This window comes from Klebsiella sp. MBT K-1, assembly GCF_002556465.1.
Lineage (GTDB): Bacteria > Pseudomonadota > Gammaproteobacteria > Enterobacterales > Enterobacteriaceae > Klebsiella > Klebsiella grimontii.
The window spans coordinates 145,819-162,663 of sequence record NZ_PDEL01000012.1; the positions used below are offsets into that span (position 1 = coordinate 145,819).

The window sequence follows — 16,845 nt, forward strand, 5'->3', positions numbered from 1 at the left end:
TAGCCCGTCACTCCGCCCGCCGAGGTGACTCTGCGGGCGTTTCTCTTTTTATCAGACGATTAATCAGAGTGCGCCATGTCTGCCGAAAATACCGCTTCGATCGAACGCATTCCCGTCACCGCATCGCTCTCTCTGCGCGCGGTGGATGAGCGCTACGTGACGGAACTGCACCAATTGGTGATGAAAAACCAGCGCTGGCTCCAGCAATCGCTGAGCTGGCCCGCTGACGTGAGTCACGAAGACGAAACCCGCCGCCACGTGCAGGGCAACGTGATGCTGCACCAGCGCGGCTACGCCAAAATGTTTTTGCTCTTTCTGCAGGAAGAGATCGTCGGCGTGCTGTCGTTTAACCAGATTGAGCCGATCAATAAGACCGCCTACATCGGCTACTGGATTGATGAGAGCCATCAGGGGCAGGGGCTGCTCTCTCAGGCGCTACAGGCGCTGATGGACTCTTTTGCCCGCAGCGGGACGGTCCGACGCTTCGTCATTAAATGTCGGGTAGCAAACCAGAGAAGCAATCAGGTCGCCCTGCGTAACGGTTTCACCCTCGAAGGGTGTCTGAAGCAGGCCGAGTATCTGAACGGTTCGTATGATGACCAGAATATCTACGGGCGCATTATTGATTGTCGCTCTGAGCAGTTCCCGGGTCGCGGCTGACGCCTTACCCGGGCTACAGGCCGTCCGGACATGCAGCCCGGGCAAGGCGCGTTGAGCGCCGCCCCCGGGAACCAGAGCGCATAATAAACCACGCGTTAAAGAAAGCCGACGATGGGCGTGCGGGTAAAATGCTCGTCGCCGTTTATCACTTTCTCCCCGCGGATATAAATGGCGTCGCCCGCGCTGGCCTCAATTCGCGCCCGATCGCCGATCGTCACCTGATGTTCAATCACCACATCGCCGCAAATGACCGCATGGCCTTCAATTAACACGCTATCGTCAAGCAGGATCGGCCCGCCGCGCAGGTGCGCATGCCCGCCGACCATCACCCGATGCTTCAGCAGGCAATTTCCTTCGACCACCGCGTGCTCAGCCACCTGTGAACTGTAGCGCAGGGTGGGGATGGCGTCCTCTTCACGACCGGCGATAATCTTCGCGTTCCCGTATACCCTGGCGTTATCGCAGACCCAGACGTCGTTCTCATCGTTGCCTTCCAGCCGCGCCTGGTCGAAGATTTCCGCCCGATGCTCAACAAACGCGTGTTCGACAAAGGCGTCGCCGTAAATTTGCGCCTGGTGAACGATTCGCGATGCGCTGACCGTCGCCCGCTGATAAATGCGCAGGATTTTATCATTGTCGGCGGTCAGGCCTCGGGCGGCGATAATATGACAATGGGGGAGGATGCGCGCATTGTCGGCCAGGTGACAATAACCGCGAATCTGCGAATGCGAAGCGGTGACGTTGTCACTTAATCGCGCACAGTGGCTAACGTGTACGCTATCCAGTCGGGCATTATCGCTAACGATCGCCCCCATGCTGATAATGCACTCGCCGGTTAAGCGCGCGTTGCCCTCGATTTTCGCACCGGCAAAAACGGCGCTATTGGCGTCATAAATCCAGCACTCGCCGTCGTGGCTCAGGGCGGCCTCATCATCGATCCAGCCGCCTTCGTCGCCGGTTTTCACATCGGCGAAATCTCGCAAGGCGACAATTTGCCGCAGATTAACGCTATGTTTAATGCCGTCTGTCTGGTAGTGAAACGGGCGAACCTGTTCGCTGAGGGAATATTTGCGCATCGGCCTTACTCATTACATATGGTTAACATAAACATAGCAAAAAACGCCGTAGCGCGTTTTTGAAGGTTCTTTTAGAATGCAACTTAAGATAAATTGAAAGTTTAAACAAAATGAATAAAAAGCAGGGCGCGAGCCGGGTGCTGAATCTTCCGGCGGGCTATTTTGGTATGGTTCTGGGTCTTATCGGCATGGGCTTCGCCTGGCGCTACGCCAGCACGATCTGGCCGGTGAGCCGGATCGTCGGCGACGGTCTGGTGGTCGCGGCGACGGTTGTCTGGGTGCTGCTGGCGCTGGCGTTTATCGGCCGGGCAGTCCGTTTCCCGCACAGCGTACTACAGGAGATGCGCCATCCGGTCGCCAGCAGTTTTGTCAGCCTGTTTCCGGCCACCACGATGCTGGTCGCTATCGGTTTCGTACCCTGGCTGCGTCCGCTGTCTCTGGTGTTATTCAGCATTGGCGTAGTATTGCAACTGAGCTACGCGGCCTGGCAGAGCGCCGGGCTATGGCGGGGGAGCCATCCCAGCGAGGCGACCACCCCGGGCCTCTATCTGCCGACGGTGGCAAACAACTTTATCAGCGCTATGGCCTGCGGCGCGCTGGGCTTTACCGACGCCGGGCTGGTGTTTCTCGGCGCCGGCTTATTCTCCTGGCTTAGCCTTGAACCGGTGATTCTGCAACGCCTGCGCAGCGACGGCGAACTGCCGATGGCCATACGCACCTCGCTCGGCATTCAGCTGGCTCCGGCGCTGGTGGCGTGCAGCGCCTGGCTGAGCGTGAACGGCGGCGAGGCGGATACCTTTGCTAAGCTGCTGTTCGGCTATGGTCTGCTCCAGCTGCTGTTTATGCTGCGTCTGATGCCGTGGTACCTGCGCCAGCCGTTTAACGCCTCGTTCTGGAGCTTCTCGTTCGGCGTTTCCGCGCTGGCGACCACCGGCCTGCATCTCGGTCATCAGCATCCGGACGGCTTTTTCCACATCCTCGCGCTCCCGCTGTTTCTCTTTACCAATCTGATCGTTGGGCTGCTGCTGATTCGTACCTTCCTGCTGCTGATGCGCGGTAAACTGCTGATTCGCGTCGAACGCGACACGTTATTAAAAAACAAGGATTAACCATGACTCTTCGCGACGAAAATTACTTCACCGACAAATACGGAATGACCCGCACCCACTCCGAGGTGCTGCACGCCGCCACGCTGATCGCGCCGGGCAAGGCGCTGGATCTGGGCTGCGGCAACGGGCGCAATAGCCTCTACCTGGCGGCCAACGGGTTTGACGTTACCGCGTGGGATAAAAATCCGGCCAGCATCAGCAATCTTGAACGTATTCGTCAGGCGGAAGGGCTGGAGAATCTGCGGACGGCGATTAAGGACCTTAACGCCCTCAGCTTTGACGGCGAGTATGACTTTATTCTTTCGACCGTGGTGATGATGTTCCTGGAAGCGAAGACTATACCGGGTCTGATTGCCAACATGCAGCGCTGCACCCGTCCCGGCGGCTACAATCTGATTGTTGCGGCTATGGATACCGACGATTTTCCGTGCACCGTTGGTTTCCCGTTCGCGTTTAAACCGGAAGAACTGCGCAACTATTATGCAGGCTGGGCGTTGCTCAAATATAACGAAGACGTCGGTGAACTCCACCGCACCGACGCCAGCGGTAAGCGGATTAAGCTGCGTTTCGCCACGATGCTGGCGCGCAAGCCGGCTTAACGCGCCGCTAACAGGCAGAGCTGTAGCGCGGTCTGATAAGAGGCCTCAAAGGCGCGCAGCGGCAGAAACTCAAATTTTGAGTGGAAGTTGTGCGCGCCGGTAAAGAAATTGGGCGTTAATATGCCTTTTGCCGACAGGGCCGCGCCGTCGGTGCCGCCGCGCATCGGCGTCGGTTTTGGCGTGATGCCCAAGCTTTCCATCGCTTCAAATAGCAGGTCAATCGCGCGGCGGTCTTCGCCAACGGCGTTGCTGATATTGCTGTAAATATCGCTCACCTGGTATTCCACATTGCCCGTGGGATACTGCGCGGCGATTTTCTGCGCCACCTCGCCAATCTGCTGCTTACGGCGAGTAAAGCTTTCAAGGTCGAAATCGCGAATGCTGGCCTGCAGCAGGGTGCTGTTCTGATCGCCCTGGATGCCGTTAAACCACACGTAGCCCTCACGTCCGGCGGTATGCTCCGGCGTTTGCTGGCGATCGAAATGGCTCATGTAATCGGTGGCCATCAGCAGCGGATTCACCAGCACCCCTTTTGACGACATCGGGTGGGCGGTCACGCCGGTAAAGCGAATTTCCGCGGCGGCGGCGTTAAAGTTCTCATAGACGATCTCCCCGAGCTCGCAGCAGTCGATGGTCCAGGCAAAATCGACGGCAAAACGCGAGAGATCCAGCGCTTTCGCACCGCGCAGGCCCACTTCCTCATCCGGCACAAACGCCACCACGATATCGCCGTGGCGGTGCTCTGGCGTCAGGTTCTCCAGTACCGTCATCACTACCGTCACGGCGGATTTGTTATCCGCCCCGAGCACGCTGGTACCGTCGCTAAAAATAATCTCTTCATCGGGATAAGCGAGGATTTCGGGATGCTCAGCGACGCGCAGCCAGATCTCTTTTTCTCTGTTCAAACAGAGGTCTTCACCAGTAAAACGCAGGATTTGTGGATGAATATCCGGCGACAGCCCGACGTCAACGGTATCGATATGGGTAATAAAGCCAATCCGCGGCGCGTCTGCGACATTGCCTCTTTTCACCGCCGTGACGGTAGCGTGCTCGTCGATCACAATCTCATCCAGCCCCAGCTGGCGTAGCTCATCCGCAAGGGCCCGCGCCATCGCGTGTTGCCCGGCGGTGGTGGGCAAAGTCGCGGCTCGCGGGTCGCTTTGGCTGGTGATCGCCAGGTAGCGAAAGAAGCGTTGGGTTAATTGACTGGCCAGGGCTGATGACATAGTGATTCCTTCTTTATTCGAGTTTTCAGGTGTTTGCAATCAGTCTTTAGTGTTATGTATGGAAGGGAAAACAACAAGCTATTCATTAGCTGACAAATTAAAAAGGAAAACCTATGCAACGCAGATTCACGACGCTTGCTCTGGCGTTAGCGGCCCTGACGGCCAGCTCGGCCATTAGCGCAAAAACGCTGGTCTACTGTTCAGAAGGGTCGCCGGAAAATTTTAACCCTCAACTCTACACCTCCGGGACCAGCGTGGACGCCAGCGCGGTGCCCGTTTATAACCGGCTGGTCGATTTTAAATCCGGCACCACGGAACTGGTGCCGAGCCTCGCCGAAAGCTGGGAAGTCAGCGAAGATGGCAAAGTTTATACTTTCCATTTACGCAAAGGCGTTAAATTCCAGAGCAATAAATATTTTAAACCCAGCCGAGATTTTAATGCCGATGACGTTATTTTTTCGTTTATGCGGCAAAAGGATCCTCAACACCCTTATCACAATATCTCCAGCGGTAATTATTCTAATTTTGAGAGCCTGGAATTTGGCCAGTTAATTACCGCAATTGATAAGCCCGATGAATATACGGTGCGTTTCACGCTGGCCCATGCCGAAGCGCCATTTGTCGCCGATCTTGCCTGGTATTTCGCCTCTATTTTATCAGCGGAATATGCCGATGCGATGTTAAAAGCCGGTACGCCAGAGCGCGTGGATATGGATCCGATTGGCACCGGTCCTTTCAAACTCGCTCAATATCAAAAAGATTCCCGTATTCTTTTCACCGCGTTCCCGGAATACTGGCAGGGGAAGGCGCATATTGATCGTCTCATCTTTAGCATCACGCCGGATGCCTCGGTACGTTACGCCAAACTGGAGAAAAATGAGTGTCAGGTGATGCCGTTCCCCAATCCGGCCGATCTGCCGCGAATGAAAGAGAACAAGGCGATCAACCTGATGAGCAAAGCGGGCCTTAACACCGGCTTTCTTGCTTTTAACACCCAAAAAGCGCCGCTGGACAACGTTAAGGTGCGCCAGGCCTTAGCGATGGCGATTAATAAACCGGCGATCATTGAAGCGGTGTTCCACGGTACCGGTACGGCGGCGAAAAACCTGCTGCCGCCGGGCGTATGGAGCGCGAATAGCCAGCTTAAGGATTATGAATACGACCCGCAGAAGGCCAAAGCGCTGCTGGCGGAGTCAGGCGTTGCGGGGCCAATTAGCATCGATCTGTGGGCAATGCCGGTGCAGCGGCCCTATAATCCGAACGCCAAACGTATGGCCGAGATGATTCAGGCCGACTGGGCGAAAATCGGCGTGCAAACTAAAATCACAACCTATGAGTGGGGTGAATACTTAAAGCGGGTGAAGGATGGCGAACATCAGGCGGCGCTGATGGGCTGGACCACCGCCACCGGTGACCCGGATAACTTCTTTGGCCCATTATTTACCTGCCAGTCGGCGAATGGCGGGTCTAACTCGGCAAAATGGTGCTATCAGCCGTTTGATAAAATTATTGCCGAAGCAAAATCGATAACCGATCGCCAAAAACGCGAAGCGCTCTATCTTCAGGCGCAGCAGATGATGCATGACCAGATGCCGGCCGTGATGATTGCCCACTCAACAATATTCGAACCGGTACGTAAAAACGTCTCCGGTTATGAAATTGATCCCTTTGGCAAGCATATTTTTTATCAGGTTGATATTAAATAAACAGCTAAAGACAACCCGCCAGCAACGGCGGGTTTATTTTATTGTGCTACTTGACGTAGCACCACTTTTGCCACAAAACTTACCCCTGTTATTTGCTATAACTCTTACCAAAAATGGTATTCACAGGGATTAACCTATATGCGAACTCAGTTATTTTTTAAAGTCGCCGCGCTCGCTGGCCTGTTAGCATTGGCCGGCTGCTCATCAAAAATCGCTAAGCCGGAACAATATTCGGGATTTTTAAAAGATTACTCTAACTTAAAAGAAACCACCTCGGCGTCCGGCAAACCGGAACTGCGCTGGATTTCTCCGGATTACAATCCGAGCAACTATGACAACGTTGTTTATAATCCAATCACCTACTACCCGGTACCGAAACCGACCACTCAGGTGGGCGAGAAGGCGCTCAGCGACATCCTGAATTACACCAATAAAGAGATGAAACAGGCGATTTCCGAGCGTAAACCGCTGGCCACCACCGCAGGTAAGCGCAGCCTGATCTTCCGCGGCGCCATCACCGGCGTGGATTCCAGCAAAGAAGGCCTGCAGTTCTACGAAGTGATCCCGGTCGCGATGATTATCGCCGGTACCCAGGCGGCTACCGGTCACCGTACTATGGATACCAACCTGTACTTCGAAGGTGAACTGATTGATGCGGCGACCAAAAAGCCGGTCATCAAAGTGGTCCGTAAAGGCGAAGGTAAAAACTTGTCCAACGAAAATACGCCGCTCACCGTCGAGACGCTGAAGCAGGTGATTGACGATATGGCGATTGACGCGGTGAAATTCGATCCGAATAACCGCTAAGCAAGGGGCGTCGTCAAGTAAAGGCGCTATTCGTTGATAGCGCCTTTTTTATTGGCTTACCCTCAGCCTCAACGCAGCGTCCACGCCGTTACGAGCGAACCTGGGCCGGCCTGCGACGTAGCAGCCACTGCTCCGGACGCGCAAACATCACCAGATTTCCCACCAGGATCAGCGCCAGCCCGGCCACGGCGTTACTATGCCAGACGTAGCCTTCATAAAAGGTGGAAATCGTCAGGGCGACGAGCGGAAACAGCAGGGTGCTGTATGCCGCTTTCCCTGCGCCGATGCGCCCCACCAGGGTGAAGTAGGCGCCAAAAGCTATCACCGAGCCAAAAACGGCCAGATACAGTAGCGCTCCCATATAGCTCAGCGTCCACTGCGGGGCAAAATTATCACCACGTATCAGGGCGATAGCGCCCATGACCAGGGTGCCGTAAAGCATGGCCCAGCTGTTGGTGGTCAAGGTCTCCAGGCCGCGGCGCTGGTGGCGGATGCTGAGCATATTGCCGAGTGAAAAGCCATAGGTTCCCAGCGCGCTGAGGGTGATACCCAGCAGCAGCGAGGCGTTCAGGCCGCTGGCCCATAAATCATCCCAGAATAGCGTCACGATCCCCGCCAGGCCCAGCGCGGCGGCCAGCCAGAAACGCCCAGGAGGCTGCTGGCGATAGAAGAGAAAGCTGTTGATCGCGTTAAACAGCACCGCCATAGAGAATATCACCGACTCAAGGCCGGTATTGATATACGCGGCGGCGGTATAGAAACACCAGAAATTAAAACAGAAGACGCAGCAGCCCTGCAGCAGACAGAAGACATGGTCGCGCGCGGCCAACGGGCGCAGGCGGCGGGTAACCAGCAAAATGGTCAGCATCGCGACGCTGGCGACGGCAAAACGCCAGAAAATGGACACCGGCGCGGCAACCGGCCCCTGCTGTAAAAAGATAGCAATCCATGTCGTGCCCCAGATAACCACGACCAACCCGTAGAGTAATGCGTTCAAAATGTCTCTCCTGTGAGTGTTGTCGCGATCATTCTGCGGCCTGGCACCGCGCGGCGCTGTCATCTGCTTGTTGCCGACTTGCAAATTCTTGCGCTTATTTTTAGCCAGCGGCGGGGGAATGCTGGTATCTGCCAGCGACTCTTCATAGACTAGAGATCTGCGGAATCAGAAGTGTGAAGGGCTATGGCTTACGGGACTTTCGAAACATTGCGTCAAAAAAATGCCGTGCTGCGCGAGACGGTGAAGCTCAACTCCGGTATTCAGCTGGCGGCATGGTATAACAATCTTGATACTATTACGGTACAAAGCGACCACCATACCCTGAGTCTGTATATTGCCGATGGCTACGAAAGTTACCAAAAAACGCCCCACGGCTGGAAAAACGGCGGCGGGCCGGACCGTTTCTGCTTGATGCCAAAAGGCGATGAGAGCACCTGGGATATCCGCGGCGATCTCTCTTTTGTACATCTTTACTGCACCGATGAACACCTGCGCCGGGTAGGCGAGCAGATTTGGGATCGCAGCCCGGCCTCGTTCACGCTGCAGGAAAAAACGTTCTCCAGCGATGACAAAATCACCGCTGTCTATCGCCAGTTTCTTCTCGACAACGACTGGCAGCAGCAGGCGAATCAGCTGACGTTGAGTTCGGCCAGCACGCTGCTGCTCACTCACCTGATTCAGCACTATTCGAACGTCCAGTGGCGTCTACCGACGGTGACCGGCGGGTTGGCGCCGCACGTCTTGCGCAATCTGCTGGCATGGATTGAGGAGCATCTGGATCGGCCGCTCACTCTCGCCGATCTGGCGCAGGAAGCGGCGCTGAGCGAATACCATTTTGCGCGGATGTTTCGCCAGTCGATGAAGATGGCGCCGCATCAGTACGTGATGCAGCGCCGGATGGTGAAAGCGCAGGAGTTGATTTACTGCAGCCAGATGTCGTTAACCGATATTGCGATGGCCTGCGGGTTTAGTACGGCCAGCCACTTTAGTAACCGGGTGAAAAGCGCCACCGGCCTGACGCCATCGCAGCTACGCGCGGCGCAGCGTTGAGAGCAAAACGTAGCTGACGCCGCCGAGAGCCAGTCCCCAAAATGCAGAACCGACACCGCCCAGCGTCACGCCGCTGGCGGTGACCAGAAAAGTCACCACCGCCGCATCGCGCTCACTCTCCTGATTCAACGCCTGAAACAGACTGCCGCTGATGGTACCGAGCAGCGCCAGCCCGGCAAGCATCTGGATCCACGCCATCGGCAGCGCCGACATCAGCGAGGTGATAGAGCCGCCAAATATCCCCGCCAACAGGTAAAAAACGCCCGCCGCCGCTGCCGCGAGCCAGCGCTTTTGCGGGTCCGGATGGGCTTCCGGGCTCTGGCAAATCGCAGCCGTTATCGCGGCGATGCAGATCGAGTAGACGCCAAAGGGCGACAGCAGCAGCGCCAGGCCGCCGGTGGCGACAATCAGCGGCGAAACCGGGACCCGGTAGCCCGAGGCCTGAAGGGTGGCGAATCCGGGGGCGTTTTGCGACGCCATGGTGACGAGGAAAAACGGCACGCCGACGCTGAGCAACAGCGCTGGCGTAAATTCAGGCGCAATCCAGGACGGAGCGACGAAGCTGAAAGCTATTTGTGACGTTGTCACTTCTCCGCTAAACCCGGCTACCGCGCCGCCTGCCAGCAGGGCGGCCACCACCGCGAAGCGGGGAAGCCAGACTTTGCACAGCAACCAGACGGCGAACATACTGCCGCAGAGCAGCAAATTTCCCTGCAGGCTGGCGAAAGCCTGCATGCCGAAGCGCAGCAAAATCCCGGCCAGCATCGCCGCCGCCAGCGAATGAGGGATGATTTTCATTAGCCTGGCAAAGATGCCGGTGACGCCGCAAAGCACGATTAAGGCGTTGGCAAAAATAAAGACGCCAACCGCCTGGGAGAGTGTGACCCCCTGCAGGCCGGTGACCAGCAGCGCGGCGCCTGGCGTCGACCACGCGGTCAGGATGGGCACCTTCCGCCACAGGGTGAGCGCCAGCGTACTGACGCCCATCCCCAGGCCTAAGGCGGTCATCCAGCCCGCGATTTGCGAAGCATCGGCGCCCGCTGCCGCCGCGGCCTGCCAGATGATCGCCGCGGAGCTGGCGTAGCCGACCAGTACGGCAACGAAGCCGGCCAGCAGGGTCGGGAAAGGGAGAGTAAAAGAGCGCATGGTTGTGCCTTGTGCGTTATAACGGTCGATGTAATTTAGCATTGTGCGCTATAGCGCACAACCGGCTTTGTTTGGGTTCTGCGCTGGGGACGGCGGGGTGGGACAGAACAAGCGAGGCTATCCGATCTTGACATTACCGAGCGAAACGCAATAGATATCTCTGCAAATCAATCACCAGGGAAACAAGCCACCATGGTTACGACCAGAACAGCGAAGGAGGTCGATGCGCCCGGCCTGCTCGTGCTTTTTCAACAGCTCGGCTATTCGGTAGATTTAGACAACCTGCAATCCTCATTACGGGAATATAATCCCTGCCGCTACGCGTTGATTGCCGAGGTAAAAGAACGCTTATCCGGGGTGATTGTGGTGAACCTGATTGAACCGATGCATGAAAAAGGACGCTGGGGGCTAATTTCGGCGCTGGTGATTGATGAGTCGTGCCGGGGCATGGGAGTGGGGCGAATATTACTGGCTGAAGCCGAACGGATCGCTGCCGCCAGCGGTTGTAGCCAAATTGAACTCTCCAGCAGCGAACGACGAGAACAGGCGCATAAGTTTTATCAGAACAACGGCTATAAAGAAGTCAGAAAACGCTTTTTAAAATCGCTTATCTCATGAAAGCCAGAAGGGTTGTGAAAACGCCTACTCGGTTAGCCCCTGTAGAATCAGACGAATGCGCGTATAATTCCCGCAGAGATGATTGGGAGGTTGAATGGATATTGCGCAACACCTGTCGGCAACGTTAAAAACGCAGCGTCAGCTGCGCGGCTGGAGCCTGTCGCGCCTGGCGGAAGAGACCGGCGTGTCGAAGGCGATGCTGGGCCAGATTGAACGCAACGAATCGAGTCCGACGGTGGCGACGTTATGGAAAATCGCCACCGGGCTTAACGTGCCGTTTTCCGCCTTTATCGTTGCCGATGACGCCGTCGAACCGACGGCTTTTGATCCCCAGCAGCAGGCCATGGTGGTGACGCCGCTCTTCCCGTGGGACCCGGTGCTGCGTTTCGACCACTTCTCCATTACCCTTGCCCCCGGCGCGCTGAGCGAGTCAACGCCACATGAGCAAGGGGTTATCGAACATGTGGTGGTGATTAGCGGCGTGCTGGATCTTTGCCTGCAGGGGGCGTGGCTGACGCTGCAGCCCGGTGAAGGGCGGCGCTTCGCCGGCGATTTAGCGCACGCCTATCGCAATAGCGGGGCGCAGACCGCCCATTTCCATTCGCTGATCCACTATCCGAAAGAGAAATAAAAAAGCCGCGAGCAAACTCGCGGCCAGGCAAATGACTGAGACAGCAAATCACAACGTGACGAGGAAAATCCGGAATACGTGATGACTCTATCCTCAGGCGCTTTTTCTGGGAAATATCTTTTCCTTCAATGCTTTGCTAAAAACTGAAAATTCCTCCCGCCGCGGCGATGGAAAATGTTTTGGTCTGTGCCCAGTTCTGACTACAATAGCCGCCATTTCGACCCCCTATAATGGATAACGACGAGCGTATGCGCCTGCAAAACCATCATCTTGAACTACTGAGTCCCGCCCGCGATGCCGGGATCGCCCGTGAAGCGATTTTACACGGCGCGGATGCGGTCTATATCGGCGGGCCGGGCTTTGGCGCGCGCCACAACGCCAGCAATAGCCTGAGCGATATCGCCGACCTGGTACCGTTTGCCCATCGCTACGGCGCGAAAGTGTTCGTGACCCTGAACACTATTCTTCATGATGATGAACTGGAACCGGCGCAGCGCCTGATAACCGACCTGTATGAAACCGGCGTGGACGCGCTGATTGTCCAGGACATGGGGGTGATGGAGCTGGATATTCCGCCGATAGAGCTGCACGCCAGCACCCAGTGCGATATCCGCAGCGTCGAGAAAGCGAAGTTTCTCTCTGACGTCGGCTTCAGCCAAATCGTGCTTGCCCGCGAGCTGAATCTTCAGCAGATCAAAGCGATTTACGATAATACCGACGCGACCATTGAATTCTTTATCCACGGCGCGCTGTGCGTGGCCTATTCCGGGCAGTGCAATATTTCCCATGCCCAGACCGGGCGCAGCGCCAACCGCGGCGACTGCTCGCAGGCCTGCCGTCTGCCCTATACCCTGAAAGATGACCAGGGCCGCGTGGTGGCGTACGAAAAGCATCTGCTGTCGATGAAGGACAACGATCAGACCGCCAACCTGGCCGCGCTGATCGATGCCGGGGTGCGCTCCTTCAAGATTGAAGGCCGCTACAAAGATATGAGCTATGTGAAGAACATCACCGCGCACTATCGCCAGATGCTCGACGCCATTATTGACGATCGCGGCGACCTGGCCCGCGCCTCGTCGGGGCGGACCGAACACTTCTTTGTCCCGTCGACGGACAAGACCTTCCATCGCGGCAGCACCGACTATTTTGTCAATGCGCGCAAAGGCGACATTGGGGCTTTTGATTCACCGAAGTTTATTGGCCTGCCGGTGGGTGAAGTCCTGAAAGTCGGCAAAGATTTTCTCGACGTTGAAGTGAGCGAAGCGCTGACCAACGGCGATGGCCTGAACGTGATGATTAAACGTGAAATCGTCGGCTTTCGCGCCAACACGGTGGAGAAAACCGGCGAAAATCGCTATCGCGTATGGCCGAATGAGATGCCCGCGGATTTATACAAAGTGCGTCCGCACCAGCCGTTAAACCGCAACCTCGATCATAACTGGCAGCAGGCGCTGCTGAAAACCTCCAGCGAGCGCCGCATCGCCGTCGATATCGAGCTGAGCGGCTGGCAGGAGCAGCTGGTCCTGACGATGACCAGCGAAGAGGGCGTCAGCGTCACCCACACGCTGGACGGCGAGTTTGCCGAGGCGACCCAGGCGGAGAAAGCGCTGGCGAACCTGCGCGATGGCGTGGCGAAGCTTGGCCAGACCCTTTACTATTCGCGCAAGGTCGAGATTAACCTGCCGGGCGCGCTGTTTGTGCCAAACAGCCTGCTCAACCAGCTGCGCCGTGAAACGGCTGAAATGCTCGATGATGCCCGTCTGAAGGCCGTGGCGCGCGGCAGCCGCAAGCCGGTTTCCGTTCCGCCGCCGGTCTATCCGGAAACGCATCTGTCGTTTCTGGCTAACGTTTACAACCACAAAGCGCGCGAGTTTTATCAACGTTACGGCGTACAGCTGATCGACGCCGCCTATGAAGCCCACGAAGAGAAGGGCGATGTGCCGGTGATGATTACCAAGCACTGCCTGCGCTTTGCCTTCAACCTGTGTCCGAAACAGGCCAAAGGCTCGATAAAGAGCTGGAAAGCGACGCCGATGCAGCTTATCCACGGTGATGAAGTGCTGACGCTGAAGTTCGATTGCCGTCCGTGCGAAATGCACGTGGTTGGTAAGATAAAAAATCATATTCTGAAAATGCCGCTGCCGGGCAGCATCGTGGCGTCCGTGAGCCCCGATGAGCTGATGAAAACGCTGCCGAAACGCAAGGGCGCCTGATAACGAAATCGCTACTGGTAGTGATGCATTTTCGGTTTTCGCGCATTCTGCCAGCGGTGATGTTCGCGCAGGTCGGAGGCGGCTTCTTCCGCCTGGCTGCGCAGTTCATCGCTATCGGCCTCGTGCTGTAACTGCTGTTCGAGACTCTGTACCGGGAAGAAATCGTGCCCTTGTTTGCGGGCCAGCACGTGCCCGGAAAACAGGGCGCATACCAGCAGTAACGTCGAAACGCTTCTCCTGAACATCTCTTTTTCCATGCTATCGGCGAATGGGGTTACTATGCCCGGAATGGGTTGAGTTTATCTCTGCGGTTATCAAAGAAGAGAAAAGCCTTTGTCAGCGGCAGCTGACGGAGGGCGAAAAAAAGCCCGACGGCGTGCCGTCGGGCCGAACTCACAACGATACGCGCGCGATCACGATTTCAATCCGGCGGCCGTCATCAGCAGCCGAAATCCCATGCTCACCGCCGCCAGCGCCAGCACGCTGCCTCCCCATAGGGCGACCATCCATAATGTCCGCTTAAGCCATACTCGTTGCATCAGTGATACCCCTCGCCGTGTTGAACTTTGCCGCGAAAAACGTAGTAGCTCCAGAAGGTATAGCCGAGGATCACCGGCAGAATCAGCAGCGCGCCGACCAGCATAAAGCCCTGACTTTGCGGCGGCGCGGCGGCCTGCCAGAGGGTAATGCCCGGCGGAATAATATGCGGCCAGATACTGATCCCCAGTCCGCTAAAGCCGAGAAAGATCAGCCCCAGCGTAAGAACGAACGGTAGCAGGTGGCTGGCGCTGTTGCGAAGCGCTCGCCATAGCCAGGCGCTTATCGCCGCGACCAGCAGAGGCACCGGCAGCAGGAAGAACAGGTTAGGCAAGCTAAACCAGCGCTCGGCGATGGCCGGCTGCGCCAGCGGCGTCCAGATACTGATGGCGACGATTGCCGCCAGCAGCGCCAGCAGCAAACCGCGCGCGGTGACGCGCATATTGTGGTGCAGCGCATTCTCGCTCTTCATCACCAGCCAGCTGGCCCCCAGTAGCGCATAGGCAATGCACAACCCCAGGCCGCAGAACAGGGTAAACGGCGTCAACCAGTCAAACATTCCGCCGCTGAAGCTGCGGCCGCTGACCGCGAAGCCGTTGATCACCGCCCCGACGACCATCCCCTGGGTGAAGGTGGCCAGAATCGACCCGCCCATAAAGGCGCGATCCCAGAACGGGCGGTGCGATGGCGTCGCGTTAAAGCGGAATTCAAAGGCGACGCCGCGGAAAATAAGCCCGATCAGCATCAGGGTGAGCGGGATCGCCAGCGCGTCGATAATCACCGCATAGGCCAGCGGAAACGCGCCGAACAGGCCCGCGCCGCCGAGTACCAGCCAGGTCTCGTTGCCATCCCAGACCGGCGCGACGCTGTTCACCATGACGTCGCGGTCGGAAGCGTCCCGCGTGGTAGCAAATAAAATGCCGATGCCCAGATCGAAGCCGTCCATCACGATATACATCAGGGTGGCGAAGACGATAATCACAAACCAAATAACCGATAAATCGATACCCATTACCAGGACTCCTTCTGCTGTGCATGATCGGTAGCGGCGGAAAGGGGGCGCGCTGGCGTCCCTGACGCGGGCGGCTGCGCTTCCTGCGGCCCTTTGCGAATCAGACGCAGCATATAGCTATAGCCGACGCCGAATACCGAACCGTAGACGACGATAAACGTCAGCAGACTGATCGACATATGCAGGTCGCCGTGCGCCGAGACGGCATCCGCGGTGCGTTGTACCCCGTAGACAACCCACGGCTGGCGGCCCACCTCGGTGGTCACCCAGCCCGCGAGGATAGCGATAAGTCCCGATGGCCCCATCCACAGCGCAAAGCGTAAAAAGGGTCTGGAACGATACAGGCGGCCGTGATAGCGCAGCCACAGCGCCAGCGCGCCGAGCAGGATCATCAGCATCCCTAGCCCGGCCATCAGGCGGAAGGACCAGAATACGATGGTGGCGTTAGGCCGATCTTCCGCGGCGAACTCCTTCAGCGCGGGCACCTGTTTATCCAGGCTGTGGGTGAGGATCAGGCTGCCGAGGACCGGGATTTCCAGACCATAGCGGGTACGCTCCTGCTGCATATCCGGCCAGCCGAACAGCAGCAGCGGGGTGGGCTCACCGGGGATATTTTCCCAGTGGCCTTCAATCGCCGCGATCTTCGCCGGCTGGTGCTTGAGCGTATTCAGCCCGTGCATATCGCCAATCATGGCCTGAATGGGGGCGACAATCAGCGTCATCCACAGCGCCATGGAGAACATCGCGCGAACGGCGGGCGTATTGTTGCCCCGCAGCAGGTGCCAGGCTGCCGAGGCGCCGACGAACAGCGCGCTGCTGAGAAAGGCCGCCACCGACATATGCAGCAGGCGGTAGGGGAATGACGGGTTAAAGATCACCGCGAACCAGTCCACCGGCACCACCTGGCCATTGACGATCTCAAACCCCTGCGGCGTTTGCATCCAGCTATTGGAGGCGAGGATCCAGAAGGTGGAGATAATCGTCCCCAGCGCGACCATACAGGTGGCGAAGAAGTGCAGGCCCGGCCCGACGCGGTTCCAGCCGAATAGCATGACGCCGAGGAATCCGGCTTCCAGGAAGAAGGCGGTCAGGACTTCATAGGTCAGCAGCGGGCCGGTAATGCTCCCGGCAAACTCGGAGAACCCGCTCCAGTTGGTGCCAAACTGGTAGGCCATCACCAGGCCGGAGACCACCCCCATACCGAAGTTGACGGCGAATATTTTCGACCAGAAGTGGTACAGCGAGCGCCAGGTCGGGTTTTTCGTTTTTAACCATAAGCCTTCGAGTACCGCCAGGTAGCTGGCTAATCCGATGGTAATGGCGGGGAAGATAATATGAAATGACACGGTGAAAGCGAACTGGATCCGCGCCAGGTGAAATGCATCAAGACCGAACATGCAGAGCTCCGCAACAAAATTGATTCAGCGCAATTCTAGGCTTCGTTGATAACGGGTTGCA

Annotated in this window: 17 protein-coding genes; 9 read left to right on the plus strand and 8 right to left on the minus strand. The window is 57.1% G+C overall.

Annotated elements, in window-relative coordinates; translation table 11 throughout:
- The first annotated feature begins 75 nt into the window (after positions 1-75).
- Positions 76-660: a 50S ribosomal protein L7/L12-serine acetyltransferase gene (rimL, locus tag CMQ96_RS19085; RefSeq protein WP_004138964.1), complete on the plus strand. Its 585-nt coding sequence runs from the start codon at positions 76-78 to the stop codon at positions 658-660.
- 95 nt (positions 661-755) lie between these two features.
- Here rimL and ydcK read toward each other — a convergent pair whose 3' ends face one another.
- On the minus strand, positions 756-1,736 hold the full coding sequence (gene ydcK, locus CMQ96_RS19090) for a YdcK family protein (protein ID WP_004138962.1): 981 nt from the start codon (positions 1,734-1,736) through the stop codon (positions 756-758).
- 110 nt (positions 1,737-1,846) lie between these two features.
- On the opposite strand from ydcK, the gene tehA reads away from it, so the two are divergent.
- Positions 1,847-2,845: a dicarboxylate transporter/tellurite-resistance protein TehA gene (gene tehA / locus CMQ96_RS19095; protein ID WP_082237206.1), complete on the plus strand. Its 999-nt coding sequence runs from the start codon at positions 1,847-1,849 to the stop codon at positions 2,843-2,845.
- Between the two features lie 2 nt (positions 2,846-2,847).
- Entirely contained in the window at positions 2,848-3,444 is a 597-nt protein-coding gene (gene tehB / locus CMQ96_RS19100; RefSeq protein ID WP_004138955.1) for a tellurite resistance methyltransferase TehB, read from the plus strand.
- Here tehB and pepT read toward each other — a convergent pair.
- The gene (pepT, locus tag CMQ96_RS19105) at positions 3,441-4,670 is read right to left on the minus strand and encodes a peptidase T (RefSeq protein ID WP_004138953.1); all 1,230 of its coding nucleotides are present in this window, start codon (positions 4,668-4,670) and stop codon (positions 3,441-3,443) included. The two genes, tehB and pepT, sit on opposite strands and share 4 nt — an antisense overlap.
- A 113-nt stretch (positions 4,671-4,783) precedes the next feature.
- Here pepT and CMQ96_RS19110 point away from each other — a divergent pair, with 113 nt between their 5' ends.
- The gene (locus tag CMQ96_RS19110) at positions 4,784-6,376 is read left to right on the plus strand and encodes an ABC transporter substrate-binding protein (RefSeq protein ID WP_176518994.1); all 1,593 of its coding nucleotides are present in this window, start codon (positions 4,784-4,786) and stop codon (positions 6,374-6,376) included.
- Positions 6,377-6,514: 138 nt separating this feature from the next.
- Positions 6,515-7,183 carry a DUF3313 domain-containing protein gene (locus tag CMQ96_RS19115; protein WP_024358276.1) on the plus strand — a complete coding sequence of 223 codons (669 nt, stop codon included), beginning with the start codon at positions 6,515-6,517 and terminating at the stop codon, positions 7,181-7,183.
- Between the two features lie 88 nt (positions 7,184-7,271).
- Here CMQ96_RS19115 and CMQ96_RS19120 read toward each other — a convergent pair whose 3' ends face one another.
- The gene (locus CMQ96_RS19120; RefSeq protein WP_098067168.1) at positions 7,272-8,180 is read right to left on the minus strand and encodes a DMT family transporter; all 909 of its coding nucleotides are present in this window, start codon (positions 8,178-8,180) and stop codon (positions 7,272-7,274) included.
- Positions 8,181-8,363: 183 nt separating this feature from the next.
- On the opposite strand from CMQ96_RS19120, the gene CMQ96_RS19125 reads away from it, so the two are divergent.
- Positions 8,364-9,230: a helix-turn-helix domain-containing protein gene (locus tag CMQ96_RS19125; RefSeq protein ID WP_064371734.1), complete on the plus strand. Its 867-nt coding sequence runs from the start codon at positions 8,364-8,366 to the stop codon at positions 9,228-9,230.
- On the opposite strand, the gene CMQ96_RS19130 is transcribed toward CMQ96_RS19125, so the two are convergent.
- The gene (locus CMQ96_RS19130) at positions 9,210-10,376 is read right to left on the minus strand and encodes a benzoate/H(+) symporter BenE family transporter (protein ID WP_098067169.1); all 1,167 of its coding nucleotides are present in this window, start codon (positions 10,374-10,376) and stop codon (positions 9,210-9,212) included. The genes CMQ96_RS19125 and CMQ96_RS19130 overlap by 21 nt on opposite strands.
- Positions 10,377-10,568: 192 nt before the next feature.
- On the opposite strand from CMQ96_RS19130, the gene CMQ96_RS19135 reads away from it, so the two are divergent.
- From CMQ96_RS19135 to CMQ96_RS19145, 3 genes are all read left to right on the plus strand, one after another.
- Positions 10,569-10,994: a GNAT family N-acetyltransferase gene (locus CMQ96_RS19135; RefSeq protein ID WP_004138943.1), complete on the plus strand. Its 426-nt coding sequence runs from the start codon at positions 10,569-10,571 to the stop codon at positions 10,992-10,994.
- A gap of 94 nt (positions 10,995-11,088) precedes the next feature.
- Entirely contained in the window at positions 11,089-11,625 is a 537-nt protein-coding gene (locus tag CMQ96_RS19140; RefSeq protein WP_049085274.1) for a helix-turn-helix domain-containing protein, read from the plus strand.
- Between the two features lie 248 nt (positions 11,626-11,873).
- Complete coding sequence (locus CMQ96_RS19145) at positions 11,874-13,838, plus strand: U32 family peptidase (protein WP_098067170.1); 1,965 nt, start codon at positions 11,874-11,876, stop codon at positions 13,836-13,838.
- Between the two features lie 11 nt (positions 13,839-13,849).
- On the opposite strand, the gene CMQ96_RS19150 is transcribed toward CMQ96_RS19145, so the two are convergent.
- The 4 genes from CMQ96_RS19150 to CMQ96_RS19165 form a co-directional block, all read right to left on the minus strand.
- Positions 13,850-14,083, minus strand: a complete 234-nt coding sequence (locus CMQ96_RS19150) for a DUF2554 family protein (RefSeq protein ID WP_004138937.1) — start codon at positions 14,081-14,083, stop codon at positions 13,850-13,852.
- Between the two features lie 168 nt (positions 14,084-14,251).
- On the minus strand, positions 14,252-14,377 hold the full coding sequence (locus CMQ96_RS19155; protein ID WP_064510575.1) for a DUF2474 domain-containing protein: 126 nt from the start codon (positions 14,375-14,377) through the stop codon (positions 14,252-14,254).
- On the minus strand, positions 14,377-15,387 hold the full coding sequence (gene cydB / locus CMQ96_RS19160) for a cytochrome d ubiquinol oxidase subunit II (RefSeq protein ID WP_024358272.1): 1,011 nt from the start codon (positions 15,385-15,387) through the stop codon (positions 14,377-14,379). Before cydB ends, CMQ96_RS19155 begins: the two co-directional genes overlap by 1 nt.
- Positions 15,387-16,784, minus strand: a complete 1,398-nt coding sequence (locus CMQ96_RS19165; RefSeq protein ID WP_098067171.1) for a cytochrome ubiquinol oxidase subunit I — start codon at positions 16,782-16,784, stop codon at positions 15,387-15,389. Before CMQ96_RS19165 ends, cydB begins: the two co-directional genes overlap by 1 nt.
- Positions 16,785-16,845: the final 61 nt, after the last annotated feature.